The sequence below is a fragment of the Pseudomonas orientalis genome, from assembly GCF_002934065.1.
Classification (GTDB): Bacteria; Pseudomonadota; Gammaproteobacteria; order Pseudomonadales; family Pseudomonadaceae; genus Aquipseudomonas; species Aquipseudomonas orientalis_A.
On record NZ_CP018049.1, the window covers coordinates 2,667,026 to 2,686,962 of the forward strand.

Here is a 19,937-nt window from a genome sequence, read left to right on the forward strand (position 1 = left end):
GTCCGGATTCTGTGGTCTTCGTTTTCGTTATGCAACGGCTTACTTTGCACTCGACCCCAAACCCACTGATTCACCAGCAGGAGTTTCAATCATGAGCATTCTCGTCATCGGCGCCACCGGCACCCTAGGTTCACTCGTCACCCAGGGCCTTGCCGCGCAAGGCGCCCAGGTCAAAGCCCTGGTGCGCCAAACAGGTAAACGGGAATTCCCGGCCGGCGTCACCCAAGTGGTCGGCGACCTCACTGATGTCGCGTCCATGCGCGCCGCGCTGGCCTCGGTGCGTACCCTGTTTTTGCTCAATGCCGTGACGCCCGACGAGGTGACGCAAGCACTCATCGCGCTGAACCTCGCTCGGGAGGCCGGCATCGAGCGGATCGTTTACCTGTCGGTGATCCATGCCGACACTTTCACCCAGGTGCCGCATTTCACCGGCAAGCACACCGTTGAGCGCATGATCGACAGCCTCGACATCCCGGCGACGGTGCTGCGCCCGGCGTACTTCATGCAAAACGATCGCATGGTCCAGCAGACGATTGAGGACTATTCGGTGTACCCGATGCCCATCGGCGCGGCCGGTGTGGCCATGATCGATACGCGGGACATTGCCGATATTGCCGTTGCAGAGCTGCTGCGCCGCGACCGGTCCGCCACTGCGCTGGAGCGGGTGACGCTGGAGCTGGTTGGGCCGCAAGCGCTTACGGGGGCCGATGTGGTCAAACTCTGGAGTTCTGCCCTGGGCCGTGAGATTGCCTACGGTGGCGATGACGTAGCCGCGTTTGAAACACAGTTGGCCGCCTACGGTCCGGCCTGGCTGGCGTATGACATGCGCCTGATGATGGAAGGTATCCAGGCGTTCGGCATGCAGGCAGCGGAGGGCGCCGTGGCGCGGCTTGAGGCGATCATCGGGCGCCCGTTGCGCACGTATCAGGACTTCGTGAGCGAGTCGGTCACCAAAACAACCGCTTGATCCGCTGCCTGTGAGCGCGGTCGAGCCTGGCCATGGCTCGACCGCTCGGGCATTGAATCAGGGATGAAACCTGCGCCCCAGCGCATCCAGGCGTACGGCGATCGGTGGCAGGCGTTCGCTGCTGCGGGCCAGGGTTTCCACGTCGTCGGCGGTGTTTTGCGCGATGTGCTGTACCGATTGCAGGCGCTCGACAATTTCCAGGTTCGCCGAGCTCTGCTCGCGGGTGGTGGTGACGATGCGGCCATTGAGTTGGTCGATATGCGCAATGTCCTCGCCTACCGCGCGCAGCATGTCGACGGCCACTTGGCTGTCTTCCACGCAACGCTCCACACCCTGGCGGCTGTCGTGCATGGCTTCGACGGCCTGGCGGCTGCCTTGCTGCAGGCCTTCGATGATGGTCCTGATTTCCTGGGTGGAGAGGGCGGTGCGCTGGGCCAGACTGCGCACCTCGTCGGCGACCACCGCAAAGCCACGGCCTTGCTCGCCGGCGCGGGCGGCTTCGATGGCGGCATTGAGGGCCAGCAGGTTGGTCTGGTTGGCGATGCTGCTGATCACCTCCAGCACCGAACCGATTTGCTCCGCCTGCACGGCCAGCGATTGTACGGTCGATTGCGTGCCATTGATGCGCGAGGCCAGTTGCGTGATTTCATGCTGGGCACGGCCCACGCTTTGCTGACCACGCTCAATCTGCTGGCTGGCCTGGCCGGCATGCTCCACGGCCTGTTCGACGTGCACAGTGATGTGTCCCGTGGCGTCTTCCATGCGTTGCATAGAGCCGGTCATTTCATTGATTTGCGCCAGTTGGTGCCGCGCGCCTTGTTCCAGGGTGCCGCTGGCGGTGGCCAGTTCCTGGCCGAGTTGGCCCAGGCCATGGGAGTCGCGTGCGACGCCGTCGATCAGGTGAGTGAGCTGCTGCAGGAAGTGGTCGAAGCGCTTGGCCAGGGACACGCGCTCCTTGTCCTCACCCTTGGCCGTTTCTTCGCTGAACTGCGAGGTGACGGCGAGCATTTTTTCCAGCATTTCCTGGCTTTCGACCGCCTCGGCGTGGCTGTGCACGGCGAGGTAGAGCAGGGCGACGGATTCCATCACCACATAGAAGGCGTGGACGAAGATCATGGTCCAGCCGCCGTGGTGTTCCATCACAAACACCGGCCAGCCTTGGTGCTGCAGGGCGTGGAACACGAGGTGATGCACGGCGATGGTCAGTGCCGCCACCAGGATCGGCAGCCAGTCACGGTAGAACGTCAGCACGGCGAGCAGCGCGAAGATACCGAAGTGCGCTTCGATGACGCCCTGCGCCTGGTTGATGTGCAAGGCTGCCATCACCATCAGGCCGGCGCCGAGTGCGCAGCGCATCACACGGTTGCCGCCGATGGCGCGATACAGCGCGGTCAGCACCACGCCGGTGCCGCCACCGACGATCACCGCCTGGGTAAAGGTGTCATGCCAGAACGCCAGCCCGAGGGAAAACAGGAACATCAGCCAGATCAGCGCCAGCATGATGCGGTCGGCCTTGCGGTAGTGTTCCAGAAAGCGTGTGCGGAAAGGCATTCACGTTTACTCCATGTGGGTTGACCAGGAATCAAGCACGCGGCGTGCCACGCGCGGCGCTGGTGAAGAGCCAGGCGGATACGGGCATAAGATCCTGCAATCGGTTATCGGCACGTCGCAGGGAGACTTTAAGAACGGCCGCCCGAACAGGCGGCCGTGGTCGCAACGTCAATCAGAAGCTGTACTTGGCTGTCAGCATCATGTTGCGCGGGCTACCATAGGAGTCGCCGCCATAGCTGACGGACTCGGAGATGGACTGGTAGTAGTGCCGGTCGAAGATATTGTTGGCGTTGAGCTGCAGGTCCAGGTGCTGGTTGACCCGGTACCCGGCCATCAGGTCGGTGACGGCGTAGCCGCCTTGCTTGAGCCGATAGGTGCTGCCGTCCGCCAGCTGGATGTCGTTGTACATACGGCTCTGCCAGGACACATTGCCGCCCACGCGGAGTTTTTCCAGCGGGCCCTGGAAGTTGTAGCGGGTGGTGACCTTGAACAGGTGCTCCGGGGTGTCGGTGTCGAACTGCTTGTTGACTTTCTGCGGGTTGGCGTCGTCCTTGAGGGTGTGGGTGCGCGCGTAGGTGTAGCCACCGCCGACCTGCCAGTTATCGGTCAACGCGCCCTGCAGTTCGAAGTCGATCCCCTGGCTGCGAATCTCGCCCGAGGCTTGATAGCAGGACGCCTGCGGGCAGTCCGGCACAACGATCTGCACCGCGCGGTTTTCCTGGTCGACACGGAACAGCGCCACGCTGGCATTCAGCGCGCCGCCCAGGTATTCGCCCTTTATGCCCACTTCATAATTCTTGCCGACGATGGGCTTGAGCGGCGTGGCGGCAGTGCTTTTTTCACTTTGCGGCGTGAAGATGTCGCTGTAGCTGGCATACACCGAGTGCTGGTCGTTCAGCTCGTAGATCAGGCCAGCGTAGCGGGTGAGGTTGCGGGTGACCTTATAGTCGCCGTCGCCATCGCGGTTGTCATAGTCGTACCAGTCCAGGCGCCCGCCCAGGATCAGCTTGAGCGGGTCGGCCAGGCTCAGGCGCGTGGTGACGTAGACACCGTCCTGGGTGGTGACGTCGCGTTGGTTGCTGGTGCGGGTAAAGTTCGGTTTGCCGGCATTGATCGGCCAATTCAGATCGTACGGGCTGTAGTTGTGGGTGGTCATGTCATAGATGCGTTTGCTGGCGCCGACCACCAGTTCATGGGTGCGCCCGAATGCCTGGAACGGCCCGCTGGCAAAGGCGTCGAGGCCGGCCTGGTTTTCATCGAAGGCGGCCTGGTACACCGTGCGGGCCAAGGTGTTGTCGACCCAGCGCGACTGGTAGGAACCTGAGAACAGCGCGTTTTGTTCGGCGTAGTTGGCATTGACCTGCAGTTTCCAGTCGTTGGCCAGTTGCTGGCGCAGTTCGACGAATACGGTGTTGATCTCCTGGTCCTTGTTCTCCCAGTCGGTACCGGGATTATAGGAACGCGACAGGTCCAGGTGATGCCCATCCAGGCCGATCATCGACGAGCCCCAGAAGTAGTTGGTCTTGTCTTTCTGATTGGAATAGCCGAGGGTCAGGCGCGTGTCCTCGCTCAGGTCGGCTTCGGTCACGGCATAGAACAGGCCGTGATCCTGCTCGGCCTTGTCGATGAAACTGTTGGCGTCGCGGTAGGAGGTGACCACCCGGCCACGCCAGGTGCCGCTGTCATTGAGGGGGCTGGAGGCGTCGAGCTCGCCACGGTAGTCGTCCCAGCTGCCGGCGGCGCCGGTCAAAGTGACTTTCTGCTCGTCCAGGGGCCGCTTGCGAATCAGGTTGATGGCCGCCGATGGGTTGCCGGCGCCGGTCACCAGGCCGGTAGCGCCGCGTACCACCTCGACGCGGTCGAACATCGCCAGATTCGGCTGAGCGCCCACGTTAACGCCGTTATAGCCACTGGGAATGCCGTCATACATGAGGTTGTCGACGTTGAAACCGCGCGCGGTATAGGCCTGCCGGCCGGGGCCGTTGGAGTAGTTGAGGAACAATCCCGGCGTGGCGTTGACCACATCGTTGATGCTGGTCATCGCCTGGTCATCCATGCGCTGACGCGTAATCACGGTGACGGCCTGTGGGGTTTCGCGCAGGGTCAGCGGCAGCTTGGTGGCGGTGCTCATGGAACCTGTGGTGTACGACTCGGACCCTTCTGTGGTTTCGCCAAGCTGCTGGCCGGAAACCTCCGTGGCGCCGAGCTCAATGGGGGCGACCAGCGCATCGGCGGCAAAGGCCGCGTGGGAAGTCGTCAAACAGATAGCCATGGCTATCAAGTTCGGTGAAAAACCTTTGCCGGCATGGTGTTGCACAGACATGAATGTAGCTCTCCCGGAATGCCATCCGTGGCGAATAATAAATCTGTTGATAATTATTCGCATCAGTGTGGCAGATCAGACCTGTGGGAAAAAGCCTACGGCATGAATCAGTTAACGAATTTTTCACACGGAGGAGGGTGGCATTCTGCCTCCTATGGCTGGATGAACAAGACTTCGTAAGGCTCACGCATGCGCTCCAACAACACCCGGGCGAGCATCGGCGCCAGGCCGATCGCGGGGTCGCCCGTGAGCTGGCTGGCATAGGCATGCACCGCGTGGAGTTTGTGCGCCACGCTCCAGGTGCCCAGGCACAACTTGTGCGCCCGCTGCCAGGGCATCACCGAGCCCTCGCGCACGGGCCAGTGCCAGGCCCACATGGGCAGTTCATACAGGTGCGCGCCCACCTGACCGCAGGCGTTGGCGCTGGCACGGCCAACGGCTTCGTGATCATCGTCGCCATCATGGCGCCACGTGGTAAAGACCACGTCGCCTGGCATCAGGTAGCGGGCGATGAACTGGCTCATCGGTTGCTCCTGATTAGCCAGGGCATTATCGCAAAACCCGCCACGAATCCATTTCAGGCTGTGCAACGGCACACCCAGGCGGCGCAGGGCCTCGGCGCTTTCCTGGGGCCGAATCACACTCAGGCGACCGGCCGACCAGAGCCGGGAGCCGGGGTGGCTGGCGCTGCCATCGGTGATGGAAATCAATTTCAAGGGGTGTTGGCGGGTGCTGAGCATTTGCAGCAAGCCCCCGCAGATGAGTACTTCATCGCCCGGGTGGGGCGCGATAACCACCACACGGGCATTCGGCGGTACGAGGCTGGCCAAGGTGATAACGGGAATCTGCGCCAACTGTGGCGCGCTGTTCCAGATTTGCGCGGGGCCGCGACGGCCCTCATTTAACGAGGCAGTTTTCATGGGGTGTCACATCCTTGTCGGTCGACGCTCTTGTGCTCACCTCAGACTCCGCTGTGGCGAGTGCGCGGCGCTCCGATCCTGAAGCGCTGTGCGAGACGTTCTAAGCATAGACAAGGATAAATGGGCGCAGCGTCGTATTTTTACGAAACCTGCAGCAAGCCCTTCAAGTAGTCACCGAACCCACCCTGGGCGCGGCAATCCAGGCGTGCGCTGGTGATCACTTGCGGGGAATGGCTCCAGGCGATGGACGCGCCGCAGCGCTCCAGGTTGCGCACCAATTGCACATCCTCATGACAGGCCAGCGGTTCAAAGCCACCGGCCTGCAAATAGGCGCTGGCACTGACGCCCAGGTTGGCGCCGTGGATATGCCGGTGCCCGTCGCGGGCTTCGTAGGCCTGGTGATAGCGAATCTGCGCCGCCGCGTCGAAGCCTTCGCTCCAGGCGTCCACGGTCACGGTGCCGCAGACGGCGTCGCAGCCCAGCGCCAGTTGCGCCACCAGCCAGTCCGGGGCGACGCGGCTGTCGGCGTCCGTACAGGCAATCCAGCGCGCCCCCAGGTCCAGCAGATGCCGCGCGCCTGCCCCGCGAGCATGCCCGACATTGCGTGCCTGCACCGGCAGGCTGTGCACCCCGTGGGCGCGGGCAATCGCCGCACTGCCATCGTTGCAACTGTCGAGCACAACCAGGATTTGCACCGCTTCACCTTGCAACCCGGGATGGTTGGCGGCGATGGCCGCGGCCCTCAAACATTCGCCCAAGAGCGCTTCTTCGTTGTGCACCGGAATCAGGATACCGATCATCGCAGCCCCTCAAGGCTTGCCACCGAAGCCTCGTCACGACCCCACAGGTCGAGCAGAAAATCGTCTTCGTGGTGGCGGACCACCGCGTGCAGACCCAGTCGTCGCTCAAGCAGTGCGTGCACCTGTTCGGCGGTTTGCGGGCAACCGTCGATGCGCGGTCGCCAATGGCAAGCCAGCAGTTGGCCGTCCTCCGCCAAGGCCTCGAGGCAGCGGTCAGCCAGGCGCTCGAGATCAACGGCGTCAAGGTAGTAACAGAACTCACTCAATACGATCAGCTCGAATTGCCCCGCCGGCCATTGTTCAGGCAACCAGCGTTGCTCGATCTGCACGTTGGAAAACCCGGCGAGCCGTTTTTTCGCCAGCTCCACCGCCGCGCTCGCCGTGTCGCAGCACAGCAAGCGATCACAACGCGGCGCCAGTTCGGCGCTCAGCTCGCCATTGGCGCAGCCGGGTTCGAACACCGAGGCGTAGCGCGCCCGGGTCAGGACTGCCACGGTCAATGCACGTTTGCGTCGCTCATACCAACGTTGACGAAACGCCCAGGGGTCGTCGTTGCCGGCGAACATCTGGTCAAAATAGGGGCTTGTCACACTCAAACGAACACCACTTCAAAAGGTTGCAGCAAACGCTCCACCACATAGGGCGCGAGCACGGGCGGCAGACCGACCTGCGGGTCGCCCTCCAACTGGCTGGCGAAGGCGTGGATGGCATGGCGTTTGCGCGCCACACGTTCGGGCGTCAGCGGGATCTTGCGCGCACGGTCCCAAGGCACCATGCCATCTTCGGCGGTCGCCCAGTGCCAGGTCCATACAGGCAGTTCGTACAAGGTAGCGCCCACTGCCCGAGCGGCTTTCGCGCTGGCGCGGCCGACAGCCTCATGGTCGCAATGCCCGTCTTCACGCCAAGTGGCGAACACCACGTCGTCGGGCTTGAGGTAGCGCTGGATGAAGGCGGCCAGTTCTTCCTCGCGCTCGGCAACCTTGCTGTCGGTAAACCCGGCGCGCAGCCACTTCAAACTGTGCAGCGGCAAGCCCAGGCGGTGCAGGGCCTGCGCCGATTCCTGCGGGCGCACCACGCTCAGGCGTTGCACCGGCCACAGTTCGGAGCCCGGATGGCTGGCGCTGCCGTCTGTGACCGAGATCAACTGAATGGGCCGGTCCAGGGCAGCCAGGCCCTGCAGCAAACCGCCGCTGCCGAGCACTTCATCGTCCGGGTGCGGGGCGATGATCACCGCGCGTCGCCCCTGCGGTACCAGTTGCTCGACGCTGATATGCGGCAGTTCAGCCAGGCGCGACGACGTTTGCCAATAATGCAGCGGCGTGCCCTGGCCAACAATCGGGTTGGGTTTCATAATTGCCACCTCCCTGACGGCTCGCCCGCCACCTGTTCGCCCAGGGCGGCCAGGTCGCGTTCGGCATGACTTTGACGTACATACACCGGCAAGTCCGCCATCAATTGGGCAAAGTGCGGGTCCTTGCAGTAAGGCCCGGCCCCCACGGCGCGCCCGACATGATGGATCACCTGCTCGACGGTTTCCTCGACGCACGCGCGCACTTGTTGGGCCAGCAGCCGGGCATCGGCGGTCGGTGCCCGGTCGACCTGCTCGGCGCTGGCGCGCAGCACGCAGGCCGCACTGTTGAGTGCGCTGTCCACCGCGCCCAGATGGGCCAGGGCGTGGGGCTCGGGATGCTTGGCGCACTGCTCGCGCAGCACTTCGGCCAGGCGCTGCGCCGCGCCATACCAGCACGCCGCAATGCCGATGCCGCCATGCCAGAAGCCCGGTCGCGCCAGGTAGTCGCCCGGGCCGCCCACCGCAAGGCCGCGTGCCTCGTTGAAGACGATCTCTACGCTGCCTGTGGCCGCCATGCCCACCGCACTCCACCCTTCATCGGTGACGGTGACGCCGGGCTGGTCCATTGCCACGGCAACCAACTGCTGGCGATCTTCTTCATCCCACGCGGTCAACAACCCGTGCGAGACAACGGAGGCCCCGGAGCACCAGGCTTTACGCCCATCGACGATCAGCCGTTGGCCGTCACGCCGCACCCGCGCCCTGGCGCTCGGCGGCTCGGCGGCCCACATCCCCCAGGTGCTGCCCAACGGCGGCAGCGGGCTGTCGAGCTCGGCAATGATCGCCAGGGCGTCGGTGTGGCCTTCGAACAGTTTGCACAAGCGCAGGTCATGGCCGGCGACTTGCGCCAGCCCGCTGTAACGCTCCAGCGTCTGGCCGCTGCCGGGCAAGGGCAGCTGGTCCAGGCCTTCTTCCTGAAGGTCCTTTAAGGCATTACCCAGGGCTTGCGTATTGGCATAGCCCCGGTAGCCGGAAAGGAATCCGTGCAACGCCATGTCACACCTCGTCGTCGTGATGCAGTTCAAACAGTAGCAGCGAGCGGCCGGTGGCGGCGTACTCGTGCTCAAATTCAAAGCGCTCCTGGCCACGCACTGCCGGGTCGTTGGTATCGAGCAGGCAATTCCAGTACTCGCCCTGGGGCACCGGTGGCAGACGGAAATTGACCATGTCGTGATGGGCATTGACCACCAGCAACAACGTCGCGTCGGCGCCGGCACGGCGAATCCCGGTTTCCTGGGCGCGGCCATCCATCAGCATGCCCAGGCAGCGGCCATTGCTGTCTTCCCACTGCTCGGTGGTCATTTCATTGCCATCCGGCGCCAGCCAGGTGACGTCTTTTACGCCGATATCTTCATTGTAGTCGCCGACCAGGAAGCGCCCACGGCGCAGGATCGGGTACGCCAGGCGCAGCTTGATCAAGCGTTTGACGAACTTGAGCAGGGCCTTGCCGTCGTCGTCCAGGTCCCAGTTGACCCAACCGATCTCGCTGTCCTGGCAGTAGGCGTTGTTGTTGCCATGCTGGGTGCGGGCGAACTCGTCCCCGGCCACAATCATCGGCGTACCTTGGGCCAGCAGCAGGGTGGCGAAGAAGTTGCGCATCTGGCGCAGGCGCAGCGCGTTGATTTCCGGGTCGTCGGTAGGGCCTTCGGCGCCGTGGTTCCACGACAGGTTGTTATTGCTGCCGTCCTGGTTGTTCTCGTCGTTGGCTTCGTTGTGCTTGTCGTTGTAGGACACCAGGTCATGCAGGGTGAACCCGTCATGAGCCGTGATGAAGTTCACCGAGCTGTAAGGCCGGCGCCCACGGTGGTTGAACATCTCGCCCGATGCGGTCATGCGTCCGGCGAAGTCCGCCAACTGGCCGTCGTCGCCTTTCCAGAAAGCACGCACAGTGTCGCGGAAACGGTCGTTCCATTCCGCCCAGCCCGGCGGGAAGTTGCCCACCTGATAGCCGCCGGGGCCGCAGTCCCAGGGTTCGGCGATCAGTTTGAGCTGGCGCAGGATAGGGTCCTGGCGGCATGCCACGAGGAAGCTGTGACGTTCGTCAAAGCCGTCGCGATAGCGGCCGAGGATCGTGGCCAGGTCGAAGCGGAAACCATCGACGTGCATCTCGGTCGCCCAGTAACGCAGGGAGTCGGTGACCATCTGCAGCACGCACGGGTGACTCAGGTCCAGGGTGTTGCCCGTGCCGGAATCATTGATGTAGAAGCGCTTTTCGTCGGGCATCAGCCGGTAGTACGAGGCGTTGTCGATGCCGCGCATGGACAGGGTAGGGCCGCGCTCGTTGCCTTCGGCGGTGTGGTTGTAGACCACGTCGAGGATCACTTCGAGCTTCTGCTCATGCAGGTGCGCGACCATCTCCTTGAACTCGGCGATCTTGCCGCTCGCCAGGTAGCGCGGGTCGGGGGCAAAAAACGCGATGCTGTTGTAGCCCCAGTAGTTGGTCATGCCTTTTTCCAGCAGATGCTGGTCGTTGACGAAGGCATGCACGGGCAACAGCTCGACCGAAGACACCCCCAACTGGCGGATATGCTTGAGCACGTCATCTTCCATCAGCCCCGCGCAGGTGCCGCGCACGGATTCGCCGACCGAAGGATGGCGCATGCTGATGCCGCGCAGGTGGGTTTCATAGATGATCGTACGGTCCCATGGCACGCGCACCGGCTGGTCGTTGCCCCAGGTGTGTGCCGGGTCGATGACCTTGCACTTGGGCACGAAGGGCGCGCTGTCGCGCTCGTCGAAGCTGAGGTCGTCATCGGGGTGGCCGATGGTGTAGCCAAACAGCGCTTCGGACCATTTGAGTTCGCCCACCAGTTGCTTGGCATAGGGGTCGATCAGCAATTTGTTGTGGTTGAAGCGATGGCCGTTTTCCGGGTCGTAAGGGCCATACACACGGTAGCCGTAAATCAGCCCGGGGTGGGCGTCGGGCAGGTAGCCGTGGAAAATCTCGTCGGTGTATTCGGGCAACTCGATGCGTTCCAGTTCCACTTCACCGGCATCGTCGAACAGGCACAGTTCGACCTTGGTGGCGTTGGCGGAAAACAGCGCAAAGTTGACGCCCAGGCCGTCCCAGGTGGCGCCAAGCGGGAAGGGCAGGCCTTCACGAATCCGCGACGGCTCATGGTCCGGCGTGGTTGAGGCTTTATCGGGTTGGCTCATGGTGTTGCTCCTGCAAGGGTTCTTTTTTCGGGCCGAACGCGGCCGTACTGACAGTTATTCAGCGTATGACGTAGATAGATAAAGGCCCCCTGACGGCAATGTTCTCAGGGGGCGCGGCGATCGATAAGCTTAGGGTTTGGGCTTTTTCGGTGCTGCGGGCTTCTTTGGCGCAGGCTTGGCGGCGGCAGGCGCCGCAGGCTTGGCTTTGGGTGCAGGCTTGGGCGCGGTCTTGGGCTTGGCGGCCGGCTTGGGCTTGCTTGGCGTCAATGCCTCGGCTTCGGCCAGCTTGCGCGCCATTTCCCAGTGACGAGCATCTTCACCGTGGGGTTTGCCTTCGGACTCCCAGATCTGATGGGCCAGTTCGCGGATGCGTTTGTCTTCATTACTCATCACACACTCCTCAGAAAATGTTCAGCTTTCTTGAATATCGGTATTGATAAAGACATTGACCGGGAAATCCCCCAGGGCAGCGCTGATCAACAGCTCCTTGTCTGGTGTGACTGCGCTTGTTTGAAAAAGTCCCTTCCAGTTTTGTGTTGTGGCGGCGAACGGTAATTTCACCCGTGTATCGCCCCAAACCTGGGCAGGAATCAGGGGCTGCAGCGCATTTTCGAGCAGGCGCCGGGACCAGCGTGGCACCACCACCAGCACGTGTTTGCCCTGCAGTTCGCGGCAGAACGCAACGACATGATCGGCCTGTGGCCCAACCACCTCCAGGGCGGTGTAGGCGCCGTCGCTGAACAGCTCGACGTTGGCCTTGCGCAAGACCAGTACCTGCGCGATCACCGCCTGCTTGATACGCCCGTCGCGCCAGCTGGACAGCAGTTCACCGATGTCCGCCGGGTTATCCAGTGCGCGTTGCCGCGCCTGGAAGTCCACCGGACGCCGGTTGTCCGGGTCGACCAGACTGAAGTCCCAGAACTCATCGCCCTGGTACACGTCCGGTACACCGGGCACGCTCAGGTGAAGCAAAGTCTGCGCCAGCCCATTCAAGGCGCCGGCGGGGGCGATGGCCTGGGCCGCGTCGGCAAGCGCGTCGCGCAAGGGCTTGCCGGTTTCACTGAGCAATACGCGCTGCAGAAACGTCTCGACGCCGCGCTCGTACGCCTCGTTCGGCGCGCTCCAGCTGCTTTGCAGCTTGGCTTCGCGCAGCGCTTTCTGTTGCCACTGCCAGAGGCGTTGTTGATACGCCTCAAGGTCGGGGTTCGGCTCCAGCGGCCAACTGCCGAGCAGCACTTGATAAAGGATCAGTTCGTCGCCGGCCGATGGGCTGTCAGGCGTCTCGCGCAACGGCGCGGCCAGGCTGCGCCAGTGTTCCACCTGTTCGGCATACCAGGGCGCGCATTCGCTCAACACCGCCAGGCGCGCGCGGGTGTCTTCGCCACGTTTATGGTCGTGGGTGGCGGTGGCCAGCAAGTTATGCGGAAACGTCTTCAAGCGCTGCTGGTTGGCCCCATGAAAATCGGCCAACGGCGCGCTGAACTGCTCGGTGCTGAAACCCACGTCGTTACGCGACAGCAACACGGCCGAGCGATAGAACGCCGTGTCTTCCACGGCCTTGGCCGCGGCGGGCGAGGTCAGTTGCTGGAAGCGCACACAGGCATGCTTGAGCATCTTGCGCTCGCGGCCCAGCGGGCGATTGCGCCACGGTTGACCACCCAGCCATTTCTCCAGGTGATCGAGCACCGGCCAGTCGCCCTCGTTCAGGGTACTGCGCGCGCCCTCCATGGCCTGTTGGAAGACCTTGTCGTCGGCTGCGCTGCGCCCGCGAGCACTGATGTAGGTGCGGTACACCGGAAAATGCACGATCAGTTCCTGCAACGCCCGGCGGATCGCGCCCAGGGTCAGGTCGCGGGTCATCACGTCGTCGCGGGCCACTTGCAGCAGCGCCTGGGCGACGCTTTCGAAGTCGCCGCCCAACGAACCGTTGAGGATTTGCTGGCGCGCCAACCGTGCTTCGTCCATAAACGCCGACGGCCGTTCGCTGTGGCGCGACCACAACTCGGCCAGCGGCGCGAAGCCGTCCGGGTGATGCTGCATCAATGACAGTTGGTTCATGAATTCGTAGCCGGTGGTGCCGTCCACTTGCCAGTCTTCGCGCAGGGTCTCGCCTTCACCGAGGATTTTCTCCACGAAGATCGGCAAATGCCGCTGCGGCGACAATGCATCCACCCGGCGCCGCAGCTTGCGGCAATAACCGCGTGGGTCGGCCAGGCCGTCGATATGGTCGATGCGCAGGCCATCGATCAGGCCTGCGCTGATCAACTCGAAAATCTTGCCGTGGGTGGCCTCGAATACCGCCGTACGCTCCACGCGCAGGCCGCCCAATTCGTTGACGTCGAAAAAGCGCCGCCAGTTGATGTCGTCCGCCGCCGTGCGCCAACTGGCGAGGCGGTAGGTCTGCTCCTCCAGCAGTCGATGCAGGCGCTCGAAGCCCTCAGGCGTACGTCCGTCGAACGCGGCGAGGCGCTGTTCGATGGCGGGCAATACCTCACTGGCCCGCTCGGCCAGTGCCTGTTTCAGCCAGCCGGCTTCGGCGTAGGCGTCATCCTGGTACGCCAGGGCGGCGAAGCGCTCGGCCAGCGGCTTGAGCGGCTCTTCGTTGCCCAGGATCAGCGCATAGTCCCTTGGGCAGATCGGGAAGCGATGTTCGTAGTGCTCGACGTAAAACGCACCCTGCGCCGCGTCGAACTTCAGCACCAGGCTGCCGCTCTGCAGCGCTTCGCCGTAATCGCTGCCCAGGAACGGCATCAACAGCTGGCCCTTGAGCAGGGGGTCGGGGGAATGCCATTGAATATCGAAGAATTCGCTGTACGGACTCAAGCGTCCCCATTCCAGCAGGTCCAGCCACCAGGGGTTGTCGGCGCCGCCCACGGCCATATGGTTGGAGACGATGTCGAGGATCAGGCCCATGTCGTGTTCGCGCAACGCGGCAACCAGACGCTGCAACGCGGCGTCGCCGCCCAGTTCCGGGTTGACACAGGTGGGGTCGACCACGTCATAGCCATGCATCGATCCGGCCCGCGCCTTGAGCAGGGGCGAGGCGTACAGGTGGCTGATGCCCAGTCGGGCGAAATACGGCACCAACGGCACCGCATCATCCAGGGTGAAGCCTTTATGAAATTGCAGGCGCTGAGTGGCGCGCAGGGGCAGTGCTTTCATCGGTCACGCTCATAGGCTTGGTTGCGCGCGACGGCCAGCAGCTCGAGGCGGCGCGCGGCGCCGGCATTGTCGAGCAGGCTGGACGCTTCGCCGGGCAGGCGGCGGCGCCAATTGGGGTGGGTGTCGGTGGTGCCGGGCAGATTGGGTTGTTCTTCCAGGCCCAGCGCATCCTCCAGGGGCAGCAGCAACAGCGGCGCACGGGTGTGGCCAAGGTAGCGCACGCTGGCATCGATCATGTGGTCGGTGTCGTTGCGGATCTCATCGACGAAGTTCTGCGGGTCCTGGCTCAAGGCCTGGCGCAATGCCTGGCGTTCGCGCAGCCGGTGTTCGCTCCATTGATCCACGGTCGGCGCATCGATCAGGCCCAGCTCGATATTCCATTCGATGTCGCGGCTGTGCCACCAGCCGTTGAGGGTCGGCAAGTCGTGGGTGCTGGTGGTGGCCAGGGCGTTGTCGGGCCAGTCGAGGATAGGCCTGAACTGACCGTCATGATTTTGCTCGAACAGCAGCACGCGCATGCCCAGAATTGCCCGGCTGCTGAGCTTTTCACGCAAGCCGTCAGGCACGGTGCCGAGGTCTTCACCGAGCACGATGGCCTGGTGGCGATGGGATTCGAGGGCCAACAGCCGCAGCATGTCGTCCACCGGGTAATACAGGTAGGCGCCTTCGCGCGGCGAAGCCCCGTTAGGGATGACCCACAGGCGTTGCAGGCCCATCACATGGTCGATCCGCAGGCCGCCGGCGTGGGCGAAGTTGGCCCGCAGCATTTCAATAAAGGCACGGAACCCGTTGCGTTTGAGCCCCTCGGGAGAAAACGCGGAAATACCCCAACCCTGGCCCGCACGGTTGAGAATGTCCGGTGGCGCGCCAACAGTGAGGTCCGCCAGCAATTCATCCTGGCGACTCCACGCCTGGCTGCCACCGCCGTCGGCCCCCACCGCCAGGTCGGCGATCAGGCCGATGCCCATGCCGCTGCCACGCGCGGCCTGTTGCGCACGCTGCAAACTGCGCGCGATCAGCCACTGGGTGAAGGCGAAATAGCCGATTTCATCACGCTGTTCTTCGGCGAACTGTGCCAGCGCCGGGCTCTGCGGTGTACGCCAGTCCTCTGGCCATTGGCGCCAGTCGAGGTCTTCTCCGGCAGCGGCGCGCAACGCTTGCACCGCTTCGAAACGGCAGTGGTTTTCCAGGGCTTCGCCGCCTGTCTGGCGGAAGCTCTGGAAGTCGGCATGTTGCGGATGGTGGCCGTGGCGGAAGTCGTCATACAGGGCGCGCAGCAGACGCTGCTTGGCCTTGGCGGCGGCAGGCCAGTCGATCAGCGTGAGCTGTTCCAAGTCATGCAGTTCCTCGGCCAGGCCTGTGGCCTCGATCGCATTGCGCACTTCCCGTTCGCCCAGGATGCATCCCGGTGAGGCATACAGGCTGTTGAGAAACAGCCGGCTGGAAGGCGAGTAGGGGCTGTAGCGCTCGGTGTCGGCGCTGAACATGGCATGCATCGGGCTGATCGCCAGGGCATCGGCCCCGCGTTCGGCGGCCGAGCGGGCCAGGTGCTCAAGGGCCAGGGTGTCACCGAAGCCACCGTCGCCGAGGCGGCGCAGCGAGTAGAGCTGGGCGCTGAGGCCCCAGGCGCGGGCGGGGTTGGTGTCCACCGCTTCGGCGACGCTGTAGCACTGCACGGGGGCGACGGCGAGGGTGAAGGTCTGGCCGTCGATATGCGCCTGATGGTAGCCGAGGGCGATCACGCCGGGCAGCACGGCATCCCCGTCCAGGCGCAGTTCCAGGCTTTCACCCGTTTCCAACTGCACGCGGCACGGCGTGTCCGGTGCAAAGAAACGTGCCAGGTCCAGGCCTTCTCCGCTGTCGACGGTCATCAGCGGGGGCAGATGCTTATCCTGCTGTACCTGTTCCAATTCCTGCAGACTGGCCTCGATCTGCGCCTCGGTACCGGCCGGGTGACCCAGCCCCTTGAGTACGGCGCGCAGGGCGTCGGGCTTCACATGTTGCTGGCGACCGTTGGCATCGATCCAATCGACGGCCAGACCTGCGCGGCTGGCGAGTATTTCCAGATTCGCTTCGCTCAAAACTGTTCTCCAGCAGGGGATAAGGACGCGCGTGCGCTGAAGGGCGGCAGCTGCGCCGCCGCAGGGTCGGCAGGCGTTTGAAAAATCACGTGAGACGAAGCCTGCTGGTCGACGGGCTCGGCGCTCAGGTTCAGATCGATTTGCAGCACGCTGCCATTACCCAGGCGCCAGCGCGCGGTGACGGCGCCGTCAGCCAGCACCTGCGCGCCCAGGGCCACGCTGCCGGGCAGATGGGGCACCACATATTGATGGCGCAGGCTCAGCAAGTGACGATAGAACTGAGAGTGCTCGTTTTCCGCCAGGGTTGGCCTGGATTGCAGGAACGTCGTCAAGGCGTTGGGGTCAGGGATGCGTTCGCGCTGCTCGGGGTCATGAAATGCGGCGAAATCGGCAAACTCGTTGCGTCTGCCCTCACGCACGGCCTCTGCCAGTTCGCCGTGATGGTCGGTGAAGAACAGAAAAGGCTCGGCAGCCTTGACCTCATCGCCCATGAACATCAGCGGGATCATCGGCGACAACAGCAACAGTGCGGTCGCCGCCTTCAGCGCCTGGGGCGGGCACAGCTGGTGCAGGCGTTCGCCCAGGGCGCGGTTGCCGATCTGATCGTGGTTCTGTAAAAACGCCACGAACGCGGTGGGCGGCAATTCGCCGCTGGGTTCGCCGCGTGCATGGCCGTGGCGGGTGGTCTGGCCCTGATAGATAAAGCCTTCACCCAGGCAGCGCGCCAGTTTGGCCGTGGGCTGTTCGGCGAAGTCGCTGTAGTAGGCAGCGGTTTCGCCAGTGAGCAGCACGTGCAGTACGTTATGGAAGTCATCGTTCCATTGCGCGTCGAAATCATGTTTGAGCAGGCCGGCCTGATTCAGCTCATTTTCCAGCACCAGCCACACGTGGCGACCGGTGTCGACCTGCTGGCGTACCCGCTGCGCCAGCTCCTGGAGGAAGCCGGGGTTGTCGATGGCGTGCACGGCATCCAGGCGCAGGCCGTCAAAGCGGTATTCCAACAGCCACATGAGTGCGTTATCGAGGAAGAAATCCCGCACTTCGCGGCGCTCGAAATCAATCCCCGCGCCCCATGGCGTGTGCACGTCTTCCTGGAAGAAACCCTTGGCGTATTGGCCCAGGTAGTTGCCATCGGGACCGAAGTGGTTGTAGACCACGTCGAGAATCACCGCCAGTCCGTGCCCGTGGGCGCTGTCGATCAGGTGCTTGAGTTGTTCGGGGGAGCCGTAGGTGGCTTGAGGGGCGTAAGGCAGTACGCCGTCGTAGCCCCAGTTGCGCTCACCGGGGAATTGCGCGAGGGGCATCAGTTCGATCGCGGTCACGCCCAGTTCGGCCAGGCGCGGCAAGTGCTTCTCGACTTCGGCGTAACCGCCCATGGCGCCGACGTGCAGTTCGTAGATGACTGCCTCGTGCCAGGGGCGGCCCTGCCAGTGGCTGTGCTGCCATTGATAGGCAAGTGGGTCGACCACGCGGCTCCAACCATGCACATCCAGGGCCTGGGCCCTGGAGGCGGGGTCGGGAACCTCCCGTTCCCCGTCGATATTGAAGCGATAAAGTGTCCCGGCGGGGCAGGCTATTTCCACTTCGAACCAGCCATCTGCCTGGGGCAGCATGGCGATGGATTTCCCTTCCTGCAATTCAACGCTGACATAAAACGCGTCTGGCGCCCACAAGGCAAAACGCGTGTGTTGCGCGTCCAGCATCAGTGCGCCGTGGGGCCAGGTTTCCAGAGTCCGTAACGGCATCTATGAAGACCTCTCTTGATTATTTAGTCGATTTCCCCAGTGCTTTAACCACCAGTTGTTCGTACAGCTCGGCGTAGGGTTCCACCGCCTGCGACCAGTTGAACGGTTGGGTCATGGCGCGGCTGCGCATGGCGTTGAGCAGGCCGGGGAAGGAGAACACCTTGAACGCGCGCTCCAGGGCGGCCTTGTAGCTGTCGACGGTGGATTCGTTGAACAGAAAACCGGTCACGCCGTCTTCAATGGTGTCGGCCAAGCCACCGGTATTGCGCGCCACCGGCAACGAGCCGAAACGCTGCGCATACATCTGGCTCAGGCCGCAGGGCTCATACCGCGAAGGCATCAGCAGGAAGTCGCTGCCGGCAAACATGCGGCGGGCGTCGGTTTCGTTGAAGCCGATGCGCACACCGACCTGGCCAGGGAAGCGCAGCGCCAGTTCGCGCATGGCCTGTTCCTCTTCCGGCTCGCCACGTCCGATGATCGCGATCTGGCCGCCGTTTTCGACGATGAAACTGGCGACCGCTTCGGTCAGGTCCAGGCCTTTCTGGTAGACCAGGCGCGAGACCACGGCAAACAATGGGCCGGTGGAGTCATGCAGGCCGAACAACTCGCGCACATGGGCGGCGTTGATGGCCTTGCCTTCCCAGTCACCGATATTGAAGTTGTGGGTCAGGTGCGTGTCGGTCGAGGTTTCCCAGCTTTCGTCAATGCCGTTGGGAATCCCGCTGAGCAGGCCTTGCTGGGTCTTGCTGGCGAGGAAACCATCCAGGCCGCAGCCGAATTCCGGCGTGGTGATTTCCTGGGCGTAGGTGGCGCTGACGGTGGTGATATGGCTGGAATACGCCATGCCGGCCTTGAGAAACGACATCTTGCCGTAGAACTCCATGCCTTCCTGTTGCAACGCATGGGGAGGAATGCCCAGTTCGGGGGTGCAACCCAGGCTCACCACGCCCTGATAGGCAAGGTTATGAATGGTGAACAGGGTCGGTGTGCGTGAACCACGCCAGTGCATATACGCCGGAGCCAGGCCCGCAGGCCAGTCGTGGGCGTGCACCAGATCCGGGCACCAGTGGATTTGCGCCAGGTTGGCGGCCATGTCGGCGGCGGCCAGGCCCAGGCGGGCAAAGCGGATGTGATTGTCCGGCCAGTCGCGGCCATTGTTGGCGCCGTAGGGTGTGCCTTCGCGTTCATACAGCTCGGGGCAGATCAGCACGTAGATAACCAGGCCATCCTTGAGGTCCATGCGCCCGATCTTGCACGGCGGCAGCGCGGCGTGGCCACCCAGCTCGCCGATGATGTGAATCGGGTTGTCGCTTTCCATCACTTGCGGATAGCCGGGAATCAGCACGCGCACATCGTGCAAGTGAGCCATGGCGCGGGGCAGGGCCGCCGACACATCGCCCAGGCCGCCGGTTTTCACCAGGTCGGCGAACTCGGAAGTCACAAACAGCACTTTCTTTCGGTTGGGGTTATGACTGGACACCGGCCGCACCGTGTTGAGGTCGACAACCAAAGAGGTCGACCCGCCAACTGGCTGACTAACACGCTCTCCCTGAATACTTGCTGCGGCACTGATCATAATTCTCTCCAACGTGTTGGTTAGCTAATGGCCCGCTGCCATTGGCTCGATGACCGCTTCCTGCGGCCAAGCGCACAAGCGCACGACAATCTGGCAAGGCGTATGCCAGTTGCACGGATAACTAAAAAGATTGGATGGACGGGCATGTAGCGTGAATCGCGGAGTGCTCGCCTTGCCTTAAAACTTGACCAAGGGCCGAGTTGAAAAGTTTAGTTTTTTTGCGGGGTTTTTGTTTTGGAAGGGACCCATCGGTCATGAGTCTAGGCCAGATCCTGGAGCCTGTCGGGTTTAAAAGGCATTTTTGT

General features: G+C 63.2%; 14 protein-coding genes. 1 reads left to right on the plus strand and 13 read right to left on the minus strand.

Translation table 11 applies throughout. From position 1 onward, the window contains the following. Nucleotides 1-91 precede the first annotated feature (91 nt). Nucleotides 92-967: an NmrA family NAD(P)-binding protein gene (locus tag BOP93_RS11945; protein WP_104502775.1), complete on the plus strand. Its 876-nt coding sequence runs from the start codon at nucleotides 92-94 to the stop codon at nucleotides 965-967. 57 nt (nucleotides 968-1,024) lie between these two features. Here the strand turns inward: BOP93_RS11945 and BOP93_RS11950 are convergent, their stop codons facing one another. From BOP93_RS11950 to glgA, 13 genes are all read right to left on the minus strand, one after another. Then, on the minus strand, nucleotides 1,025-2,518 hold the full coding sequence (locus BOP93_RS11950) for a methyl-accepting chemotaxis protein (protein ID WP_104502776.1): 1,494 nt from the start codon (nucleotides 2,516-2,518) through the stop codon (nucleotides 1,025-1,027). Between the two features lie 172 nt (nucleotides 2,519-2,690). Continuing rightward, nucleotides 2,691-4,841, minus strand: a complete 2,151-nt coding sequence (locus tag BOP93_RS11955; RefSeq protein WP_104502777.1) for a TonB-dependent siderophore receptor — start codon at nucleotides 4,839-4,841, stop codon at nucleotides 2,691-2,693. A 152-nt stretch (nucleotides 4,842-4,993) separates the two neighbouring features. Beyond that, nucleotides 4,994-5,761 (minus strand): PIG-L deacetylase family protein, encoded by a 768-nt coding sequence (locus tag BOP93_RS11960; RefSeq protein WP_104502778.1) that lies wholly within the window; start codon nucleotides 5,759-5,761, stop codon nucleotides 4,994-4,996. 140 nt (nucleotides 5,762-5,901) lie between these two features. Then, complete coding sequence (locus BOP93_RS11965) at nucleotides 5,902-6,561, minus strand: glycosyltransferase (RefSeq protein ID WP_104502779.1); 660 nt, start codon at nucleotides 6,559-6,561, stop codon at nucleotides 5,902-5,904. Beyond that, a complete protein-coding gene (locus tag BOP93_RS11970) occupies nucleotides 6,558-7,157 on the minus strand; it encodes an SAM-dependent methyltransferase (RefSeq protein ID WP_104502780.1) in 600 nt (199 codons plus the stop codon). The genes BOP93_RS11965 and BOP93_RS11970 overlap by 4 nt, the downstream gene beginning before the upstream one ends. Further along, on the minus strand, nucleotides 7,154-7,912 hold the full coding sequence (locus BOP93_RS11975; protein WP_104502781.1) for a PIG-L deacetylase family protein: 759 nt from the start codon (nucleotides 7,910-7,912) through the stop codon (nucleotides 7,154-7,156). Before BOP93_RS11975 ends, BOP93_RS11970 begins: the two co-directional genes overlap by 4 nt. Next, nucleotides 7,909-8,907, minus strand: a complete 999-nt coding sequence (locus BOP93_RS11980) for an acyl-CoA dehydrogenase family protein (RefSeq protein WP_104502782.1) — start codon at nucleotides 8,905-8,907, stop codon at nucleotides 7,909-7,911. Before BOP93_RS11980 ends, BOP93_RS11975 begins: the two co-directional genes overlap by 4 nt. Before the next feature lies 1 nt (nucleotide 8,908). After that, the gene (glgX, locus tag BOP93_RS11985) at nucleotides 8,909-11,068 is read right to left on the minus strand and encodes a glycogen debranching protein GlgX (RefSeq protein ID WP_104502783.1); all 2,160 of its coding nucleotides are present in this window, start codon (nucleotides 11,066-11,068) and stop codon (nucleotides 8,909-8,911) included. Nucleotides 11,069-11,197: 129 nt separating this feature from the next. Then, a complete protein-coding gene (locus BOP93_RS11990) occupies nucleotides 11,198-11,458 on the minus strand; it encodes a DUF2934 domain-containing protein (protein ID WP_065885546.1) in 261 nt (86 codons plus the stop codon). A gap of 21 nt (nucleotides 11,459-11,479) precedes the next feature. Next, complete coding sequence (locus tag BOP93_RS11995) at nucleotides 11,480-14,230, minus strand: malto-oligosyltrehalose synthase (protein WP_104502784.1); 2,751 nt, start codon at nucleotides 14,228-14,230, stop codon at nucleotides 11,480-11,482. Next, on the minus strand, nucleotides 14,227-16,311 hold the full coding sequence (gene malQ, locus BOP93_RS12000; RefSeq protein WP_104502785.1) for a 4-alpha-glucanotransferase: 2,085 nt from the start codon (nucleotides 16,309-16,311) through the stop codon (nucleotides 14,227-14,229). The genes BOP93_RS11995 and malQ overlap by 4 nt, the downstream gene beginning before the upstream one ends. Then, nucleotides 16,308-18,056, minus strand: a complete 1,749-nt coding sequence (gene treZ / locus BOP93_RS12005) for a malto-oligosyltrehalose trehalohydrolase (protein WP_104502786.1) — start codon at nucleotides 18,054-18,056, stop codon at nucleotides 16,308-16,310. Before treZ ends, malQ begins: the two co-directional genes overlap by 4 nt. 19 nt (nucleotides 18,057-18,075) lie before the next feature. After that, nucleotides 18,076-19,632, minus strand: coding sequence for a glycogen synthase GlgA (gene glgA, locus BOP93_RS12010; RefSeq protein WP_065885553.1), 1,557 nt, complete (start codon nucleotides 19,630-19,632; stop codon nucleotides 18,076-18,078). Between the last annotated feature and the right edge of the window lie 305 nt (nucleotides 19,633-19,937).